We start from the raw sequence: 17,155 nt of genomic DNA on the forward strand, positions 1-17,155 counted from the left end.
GAAGGTGAATCCATGAGAAAACTAGCGCAATCCGGACAGGTAGGGTAAAAATAGGGCTAGAGAAAAGTAAGGAATAATGGTGTCCGGTTTAAACAAGAACCGGTGTCCGGAATCGCCGGAATACGCAATTTGTATGCCTAATGGCATGTCATTATTTAACGGCACTAATTGGCTGTGGTCCGGATATACTTTTACCACTTCAAACTCTACCTGTTCGTCGCTGAAGTTAGCGTATTTAACCCCTTGTTCATCCACATAGTTAAACTGATATTGCAATTTGAACATATCACCAATCTTCACGCCTTGACGCCCCCCCATCGCGACTTCCAGCGTGTTACTGCCAACACGCACGATCCTCGATTTAGGGTGAGCACATTTGAGGAGGTCACTCATGTCTTCAACAGCCACTTTCAATAATCTGGTGACTTCCAAGCCATAATCTGACTGCCACAACTGTTCGCTCCCTGGCGCTACCTTTTGAGTGAGAGAAAAGGGCCAATAGGTACGAGTGTGGTAATCTTTTTTCATGATTGGCAGCCCAGAGATACCATCAATAAGATACATGCTGATGCCAAATTCCCGCACTAACTTGTCACGGCTGAGTAGGCCGCTAGTGACTTTGCCTACAGCAAGATCGGTGATCCGCCCCATAACGATATACTGCGCCCGAGATTGCTCTGACAGATATTGCAGTTGCTGCTGGTCTTGATTGGACATACGATCGGGGTCAATAGCCAAGGGGTGTTGCAATAAGCTTTTTGCCAAGAAATCAGCTTTAGCCTGATCAAACTCGAAAAATAGCCGTTGTGACACTTCCTGAGGGAAATCGCTGAGACCGCCATATCCGGCATAATCACGGTCAGCGAGCGCTAGAGGCGCCATGATGATCGACTTACTGGTGAGATGCTGGTTTTCACATAATGCGCCATCATTCCAGATATCGGCACGTAAGGTGACAGTTACCCGATCATCCTTGCTGTATTCCTCCATTTTTTGGATTTGAGTAACATGACCGTTAGCCCGTACTTGAAAGGTGTTGCCATTAAGGCTGCCTTCATCCACCTCACTGAGTAGCGACACGGAGGCACCCGCCTGTAAAATCGCATCTCTAAGCGCTGCTCGCGCGGCTTGCTCTTTGGCATAATCTTCATTGCCATTAATAACGGGAGCAGAGCCTACGCCTTTATACCAAGCAGCGGTGACTGGCCAAGGCAATAGCAGTAACAACATCAACGCTCTCAGTACCACCATTTGTTTTCCGTCTCTATTGGTTTGTTTTCAACTGAGCCCAAATCAGCCAGCACGTTGGTATCAAGTGACAACTCTGTGGTGTAAAAAGCCCCTTGCACGTTTTGGCTGACGACTTTTGCCCCTCGGACAACACCTTGGACTTTGGCATCCAAGGTCTTGCGGTTAGTCGTTTCACCAGTCATACGGGTATATGCGCGTAATTGCTGCCCATAGAGTTGTTCAGCCAACCGCCGATAAGCATCCAAACGGGAGGCTTCCATGGCCTGCATCAGTTTTTCTTCATAAGTTGGGCCGACTTGTGATGCAATCGGCGCATAGCCAGTTGCCTGCAACACCTGAGCATGCTCAGGGGCAACAAGCTCGTAGCGCACTAATTGTTCATGAGTGCATGCAGTCAATAGCCAAAGGATCGTGAAGAATAATAAAAAGCGCATCAGAAGGGCCACACGGTTGGGTTATTCAGTTTGTCAGTCAGCCAACCTAAACGTTGGCTGTTAGCCAATTCACCGTTACCAGAGTATTCAATTCTGGCATTGGCTATCTTGGTTGATGGCACGGTATTGTCTGGCAGAATATCCTTGGCGCGGATAATGCCCGTTAACCGAATAAACTCTTTACCATTGTTGATCAATAACCATTTATCACCGCGGATCAACAGTGTGTTGTTTTTCATCACTTTCATCACAGAAACGGTTATCTCGCCTTCAAAATCATTGGACTGACTTGAACTACCATCACCTTTAAATTTCTGTTGCTGACTGAGGTCAAGATTCACCTCCTTCCCGGCAATTTTCAGATTACCACCGGGCACGGCGATGGGATCCAGTGTAAAACCAGTGCTTTTATTCATCTGAGTGCTGCCACTTTTACTGGCTTTGGTCGATTCGGCGAGTTTCACTGAAATAATGTCTCCCACCCGAAAGTGAGCCTGCTCCACATAAATACTTTGCGCTTGATGAATATTAAAAATCGAGCCTGTGGGGAGCGCTGATACTGGCTCATCCGCGGGATCTATCAATGCGTAGTAAGGATCATCTGGATCCGCGTCATCCAACTGTTGCACCGGTTCTCCGGCGGGGGGTAAAACTTTGGAACCTGAGCCATTTTTACCAGCAGTGTTCTGACTTCCAGAAGCACAAGCTGTCAGGATCAGAGTCATCATCAGCATTGTCATTGTCTTGATGAGCATTGCATGTTGTCCATACAGATTTCTGTTGAAGCAATCGTTAGCAATCTAGAAACAGACTTCGCAAAAAAATGACAAATACTGTGCAAAAAATGTGGAACACTTAAAAAGTGTGATACAGAGCAAAAAGCACACCAGTAAAAAACCTACCGGCTAAAGCAGAGGGAAATATAGCGGCAGCAAAAAGTCCCAGAAACGATAGGATCTGTGCGATTCCATCATTCTGGGGCATGCATTCAATCAGTCTAAACAGACCGCAACACGGGGGGTAAGCTTGGTGACGAGTTCGTAGGCAAATGTACCGATCTTTTCCGCCACTTCTTCTACGGGCAACTGTGGCCCCCATAAAATAGCATCATCACCGACTTTATCGGTGGCATTCGGACCCAAATCAACAGTCAGCATATCCATGGAAACCCGTCCAACAATCGGGACTCGTCTGCCATTAATCAACACTGGCGTACCTTGTAACGCATTACGGGGGTAACCGTCACCATAACCAATCGCCACCACCCCCAACTGGGTGTCTCTGTCGGACAGCCAATGACCGCCATAACCCACAGTGTCACCCGCTTTATGTGTTCTGACCGCAATTAACTGCGACACTAACGTCATAGCGGGTATCAACCCATGTTTGACACCACGATCACCATCCACCGGCGACACGCCATACAAGGCAATTCCCGGGCGGATCCAGTCAGCTTGGCTCGCTGGCCAAAACAAGGTTCCCGCCGAATTTGCAGTTGTTCGTTCTCCCGGCAAATCTCGAGTAAGCTCATTAAATATGGCGAGCTGTTTGGCGGTATAGTCTTTCTGCAGTTCATCAGCGCAGGCAAAATGCGTCATAAAATTAATCGGTTTGGCAACCTGAGGACAACGCAATAAACGCTGATAAATCTCTTGGAATTGTGCAGGAGAAAAACCCAAACGATGCATGCCGGTATCGAGCTTCATCCACACGGTTACCGGTTTATCCAGATGCGCCTGCTCCAACATCTGCAACTGAGATTCATGATGCACGGCGGTATCAATATTATGCTCAACCAGCAGAGGTAAATCTTCGCTTCTGAAAAAACCTTCCAGAAGTAGCAGCTTAGCCTTAACGCCACCCTTTCGCATTTCCAATGCTTCTTCCAGTCGCGCCAAGCCAAAGCCATCGGCATCCGGCACACTGTTCGCAACATTTAGAAGACCATGGCCGTAACCATTGGCTTTTACAACGGCAATCACTTTACTGTGAGGAGCTACTTCTCGAAGGCGCGCTAAATTATGTTTGAGCGCCTGACTGCTGATTTCAGCTCTGGGAAAGGGTTTCAATTAATACCTTCATAAACTTATGAGTATGGAGTGACAAAGGTCGCTCCAGAATGGTCAGACGGAGGTCTAATCCTCGTCGAATTGCGGTCCAGCATAGTTGTCAAAACGGGAAAATTGTCCCTGAAAAGTCAATCTGACCTTACCGATAGGACCGTTACGCTGTTTACCAATAATAATCTCAGCGACACCTTTATCTTGTGAGTCTTCATGATAAACCTCATCACGATAAATGAACATGATAAGGTCGGCATCCTGTTCAATAGAACCAGATTCACGCAAGTCTGAGTTCACCGGACGTTTATCTGAACGCTGCTCCAATGAACGGTTAAGCTGTGACAAAGCAATAACCGGGATCTCCAGCTCTTTTGCCAACGCCTTCAATGACCGGGAAATTTCGGCAATTTCCAAGGTGCGATTATCGGCCAAAGCCGGTACTTGCATCAGTTGCAAATAGTCCACCATAATCATTGACAGCCCACCATGTTCACGGGCTACACGACGGGCACGGCTACGCACTTCCGTTGGTGTCAGCCCCGAGCTGTCATCAATGAACATTTTACCTTTTTCCAGCATTAGCCCCATGGTAGAAGAAACACGCGCCCAATCATCATCATCCAGTTTACCGGTACGAATACGGGTTTGATCAACGCGGCCAAGCGAGGCCAGCATACGCATCATGATTTGTTCGGAAGGCATTTCCAGACTGAAGATCAACACCGGTTTATCTTCATTAAGGGCGGCATATTCGCACAGGTTCATTGCAAAAGTGGTTTTTCCCATGGAAGGACGCGCAGCAACAATGATCAGATCGCCCGCCTGGAAGCCCGCCGTTTTTTCATCAAGATCCGCAAAACCAGACGATACACCAGTCACCCCGTTATGCGGGTTATTATAAAGTTGCTCGATCTTATCGACGGTTTTTTCAAGAATGCTTTTGATGCCTTCTGGACCTTCATTGCTATTGGCACGCTGTTCGGCAATCTTAAAAACCTTGGTCTCGGCCAAGTCCAGCAAGGCGCCTGAATCCCGCCCTTCAGGATTGTAGCCAGCGTCGGCTATCTCGTGAGCGACACGGATCATCTCACGCACCACTGCCCGCTCACGCACAATCTCGGCATAGGACAGAATATTGCCAGCACTGGGCGTGTTTTTGGCTATCTCACCCAAATAGGCGAAACCACCAGCATCTTCCAGTTCATCAGTCAGTTCCAGCTGTTCTGATACCGTGATTAAATCAAGTGGTTGCCCACTATCTACAAGCTTCTGCATGGCGCTGAAAATCAGCTTGTGGGCGCGGGAATAGAAATCCTCTTTAACCAATGCTTCAGCCACCTTATCCCACGCCTCGGCTTCCAACATCAGGCCGCCCAGCACCGACTGCTCTGCTTCAATGGAATGGGGTGGCAACTTCAAGGCGTCAACCTGCGCCTCTTTACGCTTGTCACCTCTGACTTTGAAAGCACTCTGCTGTGGCATAAATCGGAAAGTCTCCAATATTGAACAAAAAATAAAAAATTATATAAAAACAAATAATTACAGTTGTAAACCCCGTCTCTCAAAAGTAAAAACTATAGGGTTAGGAGACACAACTATAGAAAATTGAAGATACTAAAAATGAGGTATCACCAATCCTCAAATTAGCGGTGGACAGTATAACCTTTTTAAACAGCACACGCCTACAGATGCCATGAAGACACTTGAAAATTGGCCTATACAACTGCCACAAAGCCTAAATGACTGGGATAACTAAGTTATCATCACATAAAACCCATAATAAGTTATAAAAAAGAATTAAATGTTAGTATTTTGATACTTTAACGAATTGAAAATTGCATTTAAAAAACAAAAATGCAACAATTCTGACGCTGTAAAAACAAAAAAATAACCTTAATAATTTTGTCTAAGAAGGAAGATATAATAATGAAAAGAGTTACATTTAGGAGGACGTTGGTCGCGGTCTCGGTATCCGCCTTTTTCGCGCTTAGTTTGCCTGCCTATTCCGCTAGTAATACAGACGGTTCAATTCAAGGTTCGGTTGTAACGACTGCTGATGCACCGTTGAGTAATGCAACAATTACTATCAAAAGCAAAGACACGGGCTTGACTCGGACTATAACAACGGACGAAAGTGGCAAATACCGTATTCCTCGCCTTCCGATCGGTAACTATACCGTTACTGTATCCGCGACAGGTTATAATGATAAAGTTACAGACAATGTTTCAGTAACGATTGGTGGTAATGCCAACGTAACCTCAGTGATGAATCAGACTGGGATGGAACGCCTTTCTGTGGTTGGTAGTCGCGTTGCCGCAATTGACACAACCTCCTCAGAATCGTCTCTCGTCATAAGTCAGGCAGATATTGAGCGTTTGCCAATGCCCAAAGACATCACTAGCGTGGCCCTATTGGCACCAGGTACTACTCGAGGCGATGATCGCTTTGGTAACTTTGCTTCCTTCGGTGGAGCATCAGTGGCGGAAAACGCCTTCTTTATTAATGGTCTTAATGTTACAAACTTCCGAAATGGTCTTGGTTTCTCCAATGTTCCATTTGATTTTTACGAGCAGTTTGAAGTGAAAACTGGTGGTTATGGTGCCGAATTTGGTCGTTCTACTGGTGGCGTGGTTAACGCCGTAGTCAAGCGTGGAACTAATGATTGGCATTTTGGCAGTAACGTTTATTGGCGTCCAGATTCATTGTCAGAAAATTCACCAAACAGCTATCTGTCTAATGGTGATCTGTACATTGATAACGCTAACACCACTTATAACAAGATCGAAGGCAACGTCTATGCTTCAGGTCCTATAGTCAAAGACAAACTGTTCTTCTATGCGATGTATCAGCCACGAAGAATCACAAAAGATTCCATCACAGAAGAAGGTACGGCTAAACAGAAAAGTGCCTCAAACAACCCTTTCTGGGGCTTAAAACTGGACTGGAACATTGCGGAAAATCACACACTGGCATTTTTAGCTTTTTCTGACAAAAACAATGAAGATATTGACAGCTTCGCAGATATCGATGGCAGTTGGAACTATTTGTCAACCACGACCAATAAAACCGGTGGTGATAACTATGTTGCGACATACATAGGCCAACTGACAGATAGTTTTACAACCAAACTGACCTATGGTGTAAACAAAGCTAACTCTTCGACCGTCAGCAATTCATCTGAACTGTGTAACCTTATTGTTGATACTCGAGATGTTGCGACATCAACCTACCCAGGCTGCGCATCAACTGCTGACTATTTCTTGGAAGCTGGTAATGATCAACGCAAAGAGTTCCGCGCTGATTTTGAATGGACCATAAATGATAGTCATACACTGGCCTTTGGTTATGACTTAGAAAAGAACAGTTCCTATTCTCAGCAGTTCTATTCAGGCCCAGGCGGTGTATATTGGTACTACTATGATGTGGCCGACCCAACAGTTGGTACATCCTTACCTAATGGAGTCAAAACACCAGTAGGAGTCACTCAGTATGCCCGTAGTCGTGAACGTACAGTGGGCGGAAATTTTGAAACTGTATCCAAAGCCTTATACATCGAAGATACTTGGACAGTCACAGATACTGTCACCTTGAATCTGGGACTGCGTTGGGATTCTTTTAATAATAAAAACGCTGAGGGTGCCTCTTTTGCAAAAATTGATAACATGATTGCTCCACGTATCGGTGCATCATGGGATATCAATGGTGATGGTGAATCAAAGCTGTTTGCTAACGTGGGACGTTATTATTTGCCAGTGGCCAGCAACACTAACGTACGATTATCTGGTAATGAATACGATGTAAGACGTTTTTACATACTGGAAGGTACTCAGGATGAAGTAATCAACGGTGTTACCGTTCCGACACCAATTCTCGGAGATCAAATTGGCCCAGATCAAGTAAATGCAGATGGGACAGTCCCTAATACTGATTCCATCGTAGACCAAAGCCTAGATCCAATGTACCAAGATGAGTACATCATCGGCTATCAGGCAATGCTCACCGAAGACTGGTCATGGGGTATCAAAGCTACCCAGCGAAAACTGAATGGCGCCATTGATGACATGACGATTGATCATTGGATTAAGGCAACCTACGGTTATACCCCAACTTCCAACATATATGTATTGGGTAACCCTGGCGAAGACATGACCGTTAGTGTTGATACAACAGGTAACGGTGATTATGAAATGGTCACTATTCCAGGAGATGCACTTGGTTACCCTAAAGCCAAACGTACCTATAATTCCATTGATCTGAACTTCACCCGCTCTTGGGCAGATGACTGGACTATGAGTGTTAACTACACATGGTCACAGAGCTACGGTAATACTGAAGGCCTAGTAAAATCAGATAATGCCCAGACTGATGCAGGTCTGACCCAAGACTTTGACTTTCCGGTATTGATGGAGGGCGCTGATGGTTATCTGCCAAATGATCGCCGTCATATGATAAAAGTATTTGGTGCATACTCAGTCACTGAAAACTTCACTGTGGGCGCTAATATTAGCGTTGAATCTGGCCGTCCGTTGAACAAGTTTGGTATTGGTAGCCCATCTGGTCTTCCATCTTATGGAGATACTTACTATACCCAAAATGCAGATGGCACCTACACTATGAACAGCCGTGGGACTGCTGGTCGTACTGACTGGGTATATCGTGTGGATCTGTCAGCTTCTTATAACTGGAAAATCACTGATAACCTTGATGTACTGCTGAAGGCTAACGTATACAACGTGTTCAATTCTTCTGCTAGCATCCGTAAATACGAATTCTATGAACAGAGTGGCCCTGGTGATCTGAACCCATACTACGGTGCAACCACCGCTTACCAAACGCCTCGTTACGTAGAATTTAGCGCCAGCGTGAAGTTCTAAATAGCTATTGTATTGCTTCAGACGAGAACACCGCCATAGGCGGTGTTCCTTGTGTTCAATAGTTGGAGGGGGGGAAGTTTACCCATAAAAAAACACCGCCATCAGGCGGTGTTTTTTCGTCAAAGACCGATTATGCTTCAGCTACGATAGTAACTTTAACAACCGCTTTAACTTCGGAGTGCAACTGCACTTCAACTTCGAAGTCACCAGTAGAACGCAGAGCGCCCAGTGGTAAACGCACTTCGGATTTAGCCAGTTCAACACCTGCAGCAGTTACGGCATCAGCGATATCACGAGTACCAACTGAACCGAACAGTTTACCTTCATCACCAGCTTTAGAAGCAATAACTACTGCTTCCAGTGCTGCAATCTTTTCAGCACGAGCATTGGCAGTTGCCAGTTCGGCAGCCACTTTAGCTTCCAGTTCAGCACGGCGAGCTTCGAAAACTTTGACGTTTTCATCGTTTGCAACAACTGCTTTGCCCTGCGGCAACAGATAGTTGCGAGCATAGCCAGCTTTTACAGAAACCTGGTCACCCAGGTTGCCCAGATTGGCAATTTTATCAAGCAGAATAACGTTCATTATCAATTCCTCTCAATTCGATTTGGATCAATGCCAGCTTACTGATGCAGATCAGTGTAAGGCAGCAGAGACAGATAACGAGCGCGCTTGATAGCACGAGCCAACTGGCGCTGATATTTAGCGCTGGTGCCAGTAATACGGCTGGGAACAATCTTACCGCTTTCGGTGATATAGTTTTTCAACGTAGCGATATCTTTGTAATCGATCTCCGTAACACCTTCAGCAGTGAAACGGCAGAATTTACGACGACGGAAATAACGTGCCATTTTGACAGTCTCCTAAATTTTCAATTCGACATTTTCGGCGTGTAACACCAGTCTACTTTGGCCATTGCGACTCTGTTGTAGAGTCAGAAAGCCGCTGACCTGGATATCCACACCTGCTTTCAGCTCATCTGTAACGCTTTCAAAGCGTTCACCACTCAATACCACTTGCAGTACACAGTAGACGTTTCTTGGCAGTTCTGCGTCGAAACGCTGTGACCTGTGTTCCAGTTGAATTACCGTGTGTTCGATGCCTGCCGGGCTTTTAAAGCGTCGACAACGCAGAATCTTTCCGGATAATTCCAGATGGTTGGTGGTCACAGAAAAACTTACTCAGCAATCTCTTCAGCGTTTTCTTCTTCGAACTCAGCAGAATCTTCGTCAACAGCTCTGTCGCTGTTGGCAGCGCGACGTGAGTCACGTTCATCTTTTGCTTTGGCCATTGGAGAAACTTCGGTGATGGCAGTTTTGGTGCGCATAACCAGACTACGCAGAACAGCGTCGTTGAAACGGAAAGCAGTTTCCAGCTCTTCGATAGACTCTGCAGTAGCTTCTACGTTCAGCAGAACATAGTGAGCTTTGTGCAGGTCCTGAATAGGATATGCCAGTTGGCGACGGCCCCAGTCTTCCAGGCGGTGGATCTTGCCGCCTACAGCGGTGATAGCACCGGTGTAACGCTCGATCATGCCAGGAACCTGTTCACTCTGATCGGGGTGAACTAAAAATACGATTTCGTAATGACGCATTTATTGCTCCTTACGGTTATTTAGCCTCTTTGTGGCTCAGTCAAACCCCTACGAGGCAAGGAACGAAAGTAAAGTGACTGATTTAGGCGCGAAATGGTACATAAAGGGGGACATAAACTCAAGCAATAACTTTGCCTGTAGACAGTCTGCAGTTATTATGTGACGCTGATTTGCAGCAGTAACAGCATAAAGACCCGAACACAATGACAAGATTATCTCTACTGGCGCTTTTTTGCTTTTTGTCATCGCCGGCCTGGGCTCTGGTTCCTCCAGATTATCGTGAGCCCCCAAATAACTTTACCGCCGAAATCGAAGCTGGTTTCCAACTCAATACGGGTAACACCGATTCTACCAGTTTCAACGGTCGTACCAAACTGGTGTATGACACCAGCAAAACCACGCAAGAAGGTACCTTCAAAGCGTATTATGCCGCTGATTCCGAAAATACCACCGCTGAAAAGTATGACCTGCAGCTACAGTCCAACTATAAACTCAAGCAAGGCTATGTCTTTGGACGTGGGGAATTCGTCTGGGACAAATTCGGCAGTTACACCGATATTTATACAATTTCCAGTGGTTACGGTTTTGACGCCATCAGTACGGGCAGAACCAAGCTGAGTTTGGAAGTCGGTCCTGGTTATCGTTATAACTTACCCATAGCCACTGATGATGAGCCCGACCCCTCGTCAGAAACAGATGTGATTCTGCGTACCGCTGCCAGATTTGAACAAAAAATCCACGAATACACCACGTTCAATGCTGATCTCACTGCAGAAATTGGCGAGAACAACAACACAGTGACACTGGATATGGGTTATAAGAACACTCTCTTTCAGGACTGGGCATTTAAAGTCGGTTTCTACGTTAAATATACCGAAATCGTGCCGGAAGGAAGTCAGCAGACAGACACCATTACCACCTTTAACCTGCTTTATACCTTTCAGTAAAAACAAAGGGATGGCTTTCACCATCCCTTATTATTCTCACAAAGTATTGTCTCAGGCTTGCCGTTGGCGTACAGCCTCAAACAGACAGATGCCCGTTGCCACTGAAACATTAAGACTGGAAACACTGCCGGCCATGGGAATAGAAATCAGAGTGTCACACCCCTCGCGACTCAAACGCCGCAGTCCTTTTTCCTCAGCCCCCATAGCGATTGCCAGCGGTCCACACAGATTAGCCTGATATAAGGTGCTGTCAGCTTCACCTGCGGTTCCCACAATCCAAACGCCCCGCTCCTGCAACTGCTTCATGGTGCGAGCAAGGTTGGTTACTTGAAATAAGGGGACTGTTTCTGCGGCGCCGCAGGCCACTTTACTCACCGAGGCAGTAAGCCCGGCCGAGTTATCTTTGGGCACAATCACACCGTGCACCCCGGCAGCATCAGCATTACGTAAGCAGGCACCCAAATTGTGCGGATCTGTCACACCATCCAGAATGAGTAGAAATGGCGTGTCTGTCTTATCCAGTAACGCTTCTAGATCATTCTCAGTCAGTATTTTGGCCGAACGAACGCGTACCACAATCCCCTGGTGCTGAGTGCTTTCCGCTTTCTCGTCCAGCGTTTTACGGGCAGCCATCTGTGGTTTAATGCCGATAGTATCCGCTAATGCCAACAATGGACGGATACGTTCATCCTGACGGCCATTAAGTAGCCACATTTCCAGTACCCGTTCAGGGGAATGTTCAAACAAAGAGGTTACGGCATGAATGCCAAACACCAGTTCCGGTTTCTTCATACTTTATTTCTTTCTCTTGGGCCGTTTCACAGCCTTACTTTTTTCAGTCTTAGCAGGCTTTTTAGCAGCTACCTTATCGGTGCTTTTATTGCGCTTATCGCCGCTTTTAGCGCGACCTTTGTTGGCCGCGAGTTTGGCACCTTCACGGTTGACACGTTCGCGTGCGGTCAGTGGTCGGCTAGCACTGCGGCTGCGTCCACGACTGCGCTGTCCCATATCATCCACCATCAACAGTTCAATTTGGCGATCGTCAAGATTCACTGCAGCCACTTTGACCGTTACTGGATCGCCAATTTGGTAGACTTTGCCAGTATGCTCACCGATCAGGCGCTGCCGCAACGGATCATATTGATAGTAGTCACTCCCCAGCGTTGAGATATGCACCAGCCCATCAATGAACAGATCTTTCAGCCGCACAAACAAGCCAAAGCTTGTGACCGAGGCCACCACGGCTTCAAATACGTCTCCAACATGATCCTGCATAAACTCGCACTTGAGCCAGTCGGCAACATCGCGGGTTGCTTCATCTGCGCGGCGCTCGGTATTGGAGCATTCTTCCCCGAGGAGATCCAACTCTTCCAACTGATAATTGTAACCGCCATCTGGCGTCCACTTATCCTTCACATCTGCCTCAGTTTTGGCTAACAGATAGCGGATAACACGATGCAACACCAGATCAGGATAACGGCGGATAGGCGACGTAAAATGGGCATACTCTTCCAACGCTAGACCAAAATGGCCTTCATTATCTGGGGTGTAGATGGCCTGGCGCATTGAGCGCAGCAACATCACCTGGATAAGTTGTGCGTCAGGTCGTTCTCGCACCTGCTCCATCAACGCCTGATAATCAGCAGGTTGGGGTTCCAGTCCACCATTGAGCTTCAAACCGCGTTCAGCCAGAAACTCCTTGAACTGCGTCAGCTTCTGCTCCGATGGTGCTTCATGTACCCGGTACAGCGTATGACCTTTATGTTTCTTGACAAATTTAGCCGCCGCCACATTGGCCATGATCATGCATTCTTCAATGATCTTATGCGCCTCATTGCGCACCCGCGGCACAATCCGGTCTATCTTGCGCTGCGCATTGAAGATGAATTGCGTTTCTTCAGTCTCAAAACCAATAGCACCACGCTCTTGCCGTTGCTGCTCTAGCGTCCGGTAAAGCTCCTGCAACACCTGTAGATGCGGATATAGTTCGCGATACTGTTCAGGAACATGACCGCTCTCCAGCATGTCAGCGACGACTGTGTATGTAAAACGGGCATGGGAATGCATGACTGCCGGATAAAATTTATAGCTAGAGAGTTTGCCGCTGGCAGCGATAGTCATCTCTGCAACCATACACAGCCGGTCTACGCCTGGATTGAGGGAACATAGTCCGTTTGAGAGCTTTTCCGGTAACATTGGGATCACTTGCGACGGGAAGTAAACCGAGTTACCGCGAGATCGCGCTTCAATATCCAGCACCGATTCGCTACGTACATAATAGCTTACGTCAGCAATCGCGACCCACAACCGCCAGCCACCACCACGTTTACGCTCTGCATATACGGCATCATCAAAGTCACGGGCATCTTCACCGTCGATGGTGACCAAAGGCAACTGGCGCAAATCAACGCGTCCGGCTTTATCGGTGTCCAGGACTTCATCCGGGATTTTACGCAACCGCTTCTCAATGGCCGCCGACCACGTGTGGGGCAAATCGTAATTGCGTAAGGCAATTTCGATTTCCATACCTGGCGCCATATCCTTCCCCAATACTTCGGTAATTTTACCGGCCGCTTTCACATAACGGCCAGGACGGCGGGTTAGTTCGACCACCACTACATCATTTTCTCTGGCACCATTGCGGTCAGCGTTATCGATCAAGATTTCCTGGGTGATGCGTTTGTCATCAGCGACCACAAATCCCATGCCGCAATCCAGATGAAACCGCCCAACCAAAGGCGCAGCGCGTTCTTCTAACAGGCGGACAATCCGCGCTTCAGTACGACCATGTCCGCCAGCTTTTTGTGCTAATACCCGATCACCATGAAAATACTTGAGCATATCGCCATGATGAATATAGAGATCTTCTCCAGCTTCATCAGGATGGAAGAAGCCATAGCCATCTTTGTGACCTATGATGGTGCCAGCGATCAAATCCATCCGTTCCGGCAACCCATAACATTGACCACGGGTAAACACTATCTGTCCATCACGTTCCATGGCGCGCAAACGGCGACGCAGCGCTTCTTGCTGTTCTTCGTCGTGAATATCCAGAGCTTCGGCAATATGGTCGCGGTTCAGGGGGGACGGCTGGCTTTTCAGGTAATCCAGAATAAATTCCCGACTGGGAATGGGTTTCTCGTATTTCTGCTGTTCTCTCTCAAAATGAGGATCTTTAATCATTCAAATTCCATCAGTTAGTTAACCACGGCTACTCATCTGTGTACCGTGGCCTTTTTCGCTTGTTCTAATTGACTGGCGGGTAACTTACCCGCCAGTTTCGCCAGTAAGACACTGGCCTGTTCTTGGGTTTTGGTATCATTGAACGTCTGGTTATAGAGCCAATGATAAGCCATCATGTAATCACGTGGGCTGCCATACCCTTCGCCAAATAACTTCACCAGCATCATTTGTGCGGGCAAATCACCATTAGCAGCCGCAGGATAAACATACTGCACTGCCCGCTGTTTATCTTTCATCAAAAACTTGCCTTGCGCATAGTATTCCGCAAGCCGAACCATTGCCTCGGCACTGCCCTGATCCGCAGCGGCCCGCAGTTGTTGGATACCACTAGCGGGATCGGCCTTGACGCAAACACCGTAATTAAGCATTTCTCCCCACAAATACTGATACAGTGGCTCTTTCAATACATCTGCATGTGCTTCAATATCCTGCACAATTTGGCAGTTATCGGCTTTTATCTGTTGCAGATAGGTATGGCTGCGGATCATTTTCAGCAATTGTGCCTGTGAGTAGATATCTACCGCTTTTTGCTCCGCCATCAAGGGCGCCGCTATCAGCAGGGATAACATCAGTATCAGTCGCAACATAAAGCTTTTCCGAGACAGTTAAAGACATAAGGATCATCGGCAGTATAACGCAATTCTGAAGGGATGCTGCAAGTTCATACATTGTAAAAAAGGCCGCTTAGGCGGCCTTTGGAGTAACTTATTCTTTAAACGGATTCACCAGAATCATCGTTTCGTTACGGTCTGGCCCGGTCGAGATAATATCTATCGGCGTTTCCAGTAATGCTTCTATCCGCTTGATATAGTCTATAGCGGCTTGTGGTAACTGCTCCAACGAGGTTGCCCCAAATGTGCTTTCACTCCAACCAGGTAAGGTCTCGTACACAGGTGTTACCTGCTCATAGCCCTCAGCTGCCAACGGAGTAACTTTGCTGACAGACCCATCTGGGAGTCGATAACCGACACAGATTTTGACCTCTTTTAGCCCATCCAGCACATCCAGTTTAGTCAGGCATAGACCACTTAGACTGTTAATCTGGATAGCACGGCGCATGGCCACTACATCTAACCAACCTGGGCGACGTCTACGTCCGGTTGTGGCACCAAATTCATGCCCTTTAATCGACAAGTGCTCACCAATGTCGCAAGTCAGCTCTGTCGGGAACGGACCACCGCCTACGCGAGTAGAATAAGCTTTGATAATACCCAGTACATAATCAATGTAACGCGGTCCCAAGCCACTACCTGTAGCAACGCCACCGGCGGTAGTGTTGGATGAAGTCACAAACGGATAAGTCCCGTGGTCAATATCCAGCATGGTGCCCTGAGCACCTTCAAACAGAATGGAATCGCCATTCTTACGGGCACTGTCGAGTAACTCGGCGACATCAACGCACATGCTCTTGAGATAATCAGCCAGCGCTAGCGAGTCTTCCAGAGTTTTCTCATAATCCACCGGCTCACACTTGTAATATTCAGTGAGGGTGAAATTATGGTATTCCATGACTTCTTTCAGCTTTTCAGCGAACTGCGTAGGATTGAACAGATCGCCCAAACGCAAACCGCGACGGGAGATCTTGTCTTCATATGCAGGGCCAATACCACGCCCGGTAGTACCGATGGCTTTATTGCCGCGCGCTTTCTCACGAGCGACGTCTAATGCACAGTGAAATGGCAGGATCAGCGGACATGCCTCGGACAACAACAGACGTTCTTCAACAGGAACGCCTTTATCCTTCAGCATTTTAATTTCTGTCATCAGCGCTTCTGGTGATAGCACCACACCATTAGCGATGACGCACTTGACGTTATCGCGGAGAATACCAGATGGGATCAGATGAAGAACGGTTTTTTCACCATCGATGACCAGTGTATGACCAGCGTTATGGCCACCCTGATACCGAACCACGTATTTTGCCTGTTCTGTCAGAAGGTCGACAATCTTACCTTTTCCCTCGTCACCCCATTGAGTGCCGAGAACGACTACGTTTTTGCCCATTGTTTGCTGCAAGGTTGCGGTTAAAGCAGGATTCTAACAGATTTTGACCGGTGAAGGGCAAGAGTTTACGAAAAAATAATCAGTATTGCTGCGCCAGCTAACACTAATGCGGCCCCGAGACGTTGCATGCTGCTTGCTGGCATTGCGGCTATCTGCTGCAGATATTGGCGCCAACGGTTAGGGAATAGAAGCGGCCCCAAACCTTCAAACAACAACACTATGCCCAATGCCGTTAACCAAAGATGCCATCCCATTATTTATGCCCTGAATTGTTTAACTATCGGTTCATTCTGCCATAAAAAAACCCGGCTGATGCCGGGTTTTTGCAAACATAAAAGCGATATTAACGCTTAGAGAACTGTGGTTTACGACGTGCTTTACGCAGACCCACTTTCTTACGTTCAACCTGACGAGCATCGCGGGTAACGAAACCAGCAGCACGCAGAGTAGGACGCAGAGTTTCATCCAGTTCCATCAGCGCACGGGTAATACCGTGACGGATAGCGCCAGCTTGACCAGTGATGCCACCGCCTTTAACGGTTACATACAGATCCAGTTTATCGATCATTTCAACCAATTCAAGTGGTTGACGAACTACCATGCGGGCAGTTTCACGACCGAAATAAACATCCAGAGGACGCTTGTTAACAACGATATTACCACTGCCTGCTTTGGCAAATACGCGGGCAGTTGAAGTTTTGCGACGGCCAGTGCCGTAGTACTGAGTTGCAGCCATTTGCTTAATC

The 17,155-nt window shown here is 47.3% G+C and carries 17 protein-coding genes; 2 read left to right on the plus strand and 15 right to left on the minus strand.

The features are described 5' to 3' along the window. Positions 1 to 21 precede the first annotated feature (21 nt). From J3L11_RS12190 to dnaB, 5 genes are all read right to left on the minus strand, one after another. Positions 22 to 1,251, minus strand: a complete 1,230-nt coding sequence (locus J3L11_RS12190; RefSeq protein WP_207571161.1) for a flagellar assembly protein T N-terminal domain-containing protein — start codon at positions 1,249 to 1,251, stop codon at positions 22 to 24. Beyond that, the gene (locus tag J3L11_RS12195; protein WP_207571162.1) at positions 1,239 to 1,622 is read right to left on the minus strand and encodes an LPP20 family lipoprotein; all 384 of its coding nucleotides are present in this window, start codon (positions 1,620 to 1,622) and stop codon (positions 1,239 to 1,241) included. The genes J3L11_RS12190 and J3L11_RS12195 overlap by 13 nt, the downstream gene beginning before the upstream one ends. Before the next feature lie 62 nt (positions 1,623 to 1,684). After that, complete coding sequence (locus J3L11_RS12200) at positions 1,685 to 2,413, minus strand: flagellar basal body L-ring protein FlgH (protein WP_207571163.1); 729 nt, start codon at positions 2,411 to 2,413, stop codon at positions 1,685 to 1,687. Between the two features lie 264 nt (positions 2,414 to 2,677). Continuing rightward, positions 2,678 to 3,754 carry an alanine racemase gene (gene alr, locus J3L11_RS12205; RefSeq protein ID WP_207571164.1) on the minus strand — a complete coding sequence of 359 codons (1,077 nt, stop codon included), beginning with the start codon at positions 3,752 to 3,754 and terminating at the stop codon, positions 2,678 to 2,680. A gap of 66 nt (positions 3,755 to 3,820) precedes the next feature. Further along, positions 3,821 to 5,230 (minus strand): replicative DNA helicase, encoded by a 1,410-nt coding sequence (gene dnaB / locus J3L11_RS12210; protein WP_207571165.1) that lies wholly within the window; start codon positions 5,228 to 5,230, stop codon positions 3,821 to 3,823. Positions 5,231 to 5,674: 444 nt separating this feature from the next. Between dnaB and J3L11_RS12215 the strand changes: the two genes are divergently transcribed. Continuing rightward, positions 5,675 to 8,623, plus strand: coding sequence for a TonB-dependent receptor (locus J3L11_RS12215; protein ID WP_189618303.1), 2,949 nt, complete (start codon positions 5,675 to 5,677; stop codon positions 8,621 to 8,623). Positions 8,624 to 8,753: 130 nt separating this feature from the next. On the opposite strand, the gene rplI is transcribed toward J3L11_RS12215, so the two are convergent. The 4 genes from rplI to rpsF are packed head-to-tail and all read right to left on the minus strand — an operon-like array spanning position 8,754 to position 10,215. Further along, complete coding sequence (rplI, locus tag J3L11_RS12220; RefSeq protein WP_133037350.1) at positions 8,754 to 9,206, minus strand: 50S ribosomal protein L9; 453 nt, start codon at positions 9,204 to 9,206, stop codon at positions 8,754 to 8,756. A 38-nt stretch (positions 9,207 to 9,244) separates the two neighbouring features. Continuing rightward, the gene (rpsR, locus tag J3L11_RS12225) at positions 9,245 to 9,472 is read right to left on the minus strand and encodes a 30S ribosomal protein S18 (RefSeq protein ID WP_025009344.1); all 228 of its coding nucleotides are present in this window, start codon (positions 9,470 to 9,472) and stop codon (positions 9,245 to 9,247) included. A 12-nt stretch (positions 9,473 to 9,484) separates the two neighbouring features. Further along, on the minus strand, positions 9,485 to 9,790 hold the full coding sequence (gene priB / locus J3L11_RS12230) for a primosomal replication protein N (protein WP_189618304.1): 306 nt from the start codon (positions 9,788 to 9,790) through the stop codon (positions 9,485 to 9,487). Positions 9,791 to 9,798: 8 nt separating this feature from the next. Continuing rightward, positions 9,799 to 10,215, minus strand: a complete 417-nt coding sequence (gene rpsF / locus J3L11_RS12235; RefSeq protein ID WP_133037352.1) for a 30S ribosomal protein S6 — start codon at positions 10,213 to 10,215, stop codon at positions 9,799 to 9,801. A 203-nt stretch (positions 10,216 to 10,418) separates the two neighbouring features. On the opposite strand from rpsF, the gene J3L11_RS12240 reads away from it, so the two are divergent. After that, positions 10,419 to 11,162 (plus strand): DUF481 domain-containing protein, encoded by a 744-nt coding sequence (locus tag J3L11_RS12240; RefSeq protein WP_207571166.1) that lies wholly within the window; start codon positions 10,419 to 10,421, stop codon positions 11,160 to 11,162. A gap of 51 nt (positions 11,163 to 11,213) precedes the next feature. On the opposite strand, the gene rlmB is transcribed toward J3L11_RS12240, so the two are convergent. The 6 genes from rlmB to rpsI all read right to left on the minus strand — a co-directional run bounded on the left by rlmB (position 11,214) and on the right by rpsI (position 17,145). Further along, positions 11,214 to 11,954: a 23S rRNA (guanosine(2251)-2'-O)-methyltransferase RlmB gene (rlmB, locus tag J3L11_RS12245; protein WP_207571167.1), complete on the minus strand. Its 741-nt coding sequence runs from the start codon at positions 11,952 to 11,954 to the stop codon at positions 11,214 to 11,216. Positions 11,955 to 11,957: 3 nt separating this feature from the next. Further along, complete coding sequence (gene rnr / locus J3L11_RS12250) at positions 11,958 to 14,345, minus strand: ribonuclease R (protein WP_207571168.1); 2,388 nt, start codon at positions 14,343 to 14,345, stop codon at positions 11,958 to 11,960. A gap of 32 nt (positions 14,346 to 14,377) precedes the next feature. Then, a complete protein-coding gene (locus J3L11_RS12255) occupies positions 14,378 to 14,992 on the minus strand; it encodes an SEL1-like repeat protein (protein ID WP_189618308.1) in 615 nt (204 codons plus the stop codon). Positions 14,993 to 15,110: 118 nt separating this feature from the next. After that, complete coding sequence (locus J3L11_RS12260) at positions 15,111 to 16,409, minus strand: adenylosuccinate synthase (RefSeq protein WP_189618309.1); 1,299 nt, start codon at positions 16,407 to 16,409, stop codon at positions 15,111 to 15,113. Positions 16,410 to 16,474: 65 nt separating this feature from the next. Beyond that, positions 16,475 to 16,663: a DUF2065 domain-containing protein gene (locus J3L11_RS12265; protein ID WP_133037358.1), complete on the minus strand. Its 189-nt coding sequence runs from the start codon at positions 16,661 to 16,663 to the stop codon at positions 16,475 to 16,477. Between the two features lie 89 nt (positions 16,664 to 16,752). After that, positions 16,753 to 17,145 carry a 30S ribosomal protein S9 gene (gene rpsI / locus J3L11_RS12270; protein ID WP_133037359.1) on the minus strand — a complete coding sequence of 131 codons (393 nt, stop codon included), beginning with the start codon at positions 17,143 to 17,145 and terminating at the stop codon, positions 16,753 to 16,755. Positions 17,146 to 17,155 lie beyond the last annotated feature (10 nt).

The sequence above is a fragment of the Shewanella sp. 4t3-1-2LB genome (genome assembly GCF_017368415.1).
In the GTDB taxonomy this organism is placed as follows: Bacteria; Pseudomonadota; Gammaproteobacteria; order Enterobacterales; family Shewanellaceae; genus Shewanella; species Shewanella fodinae.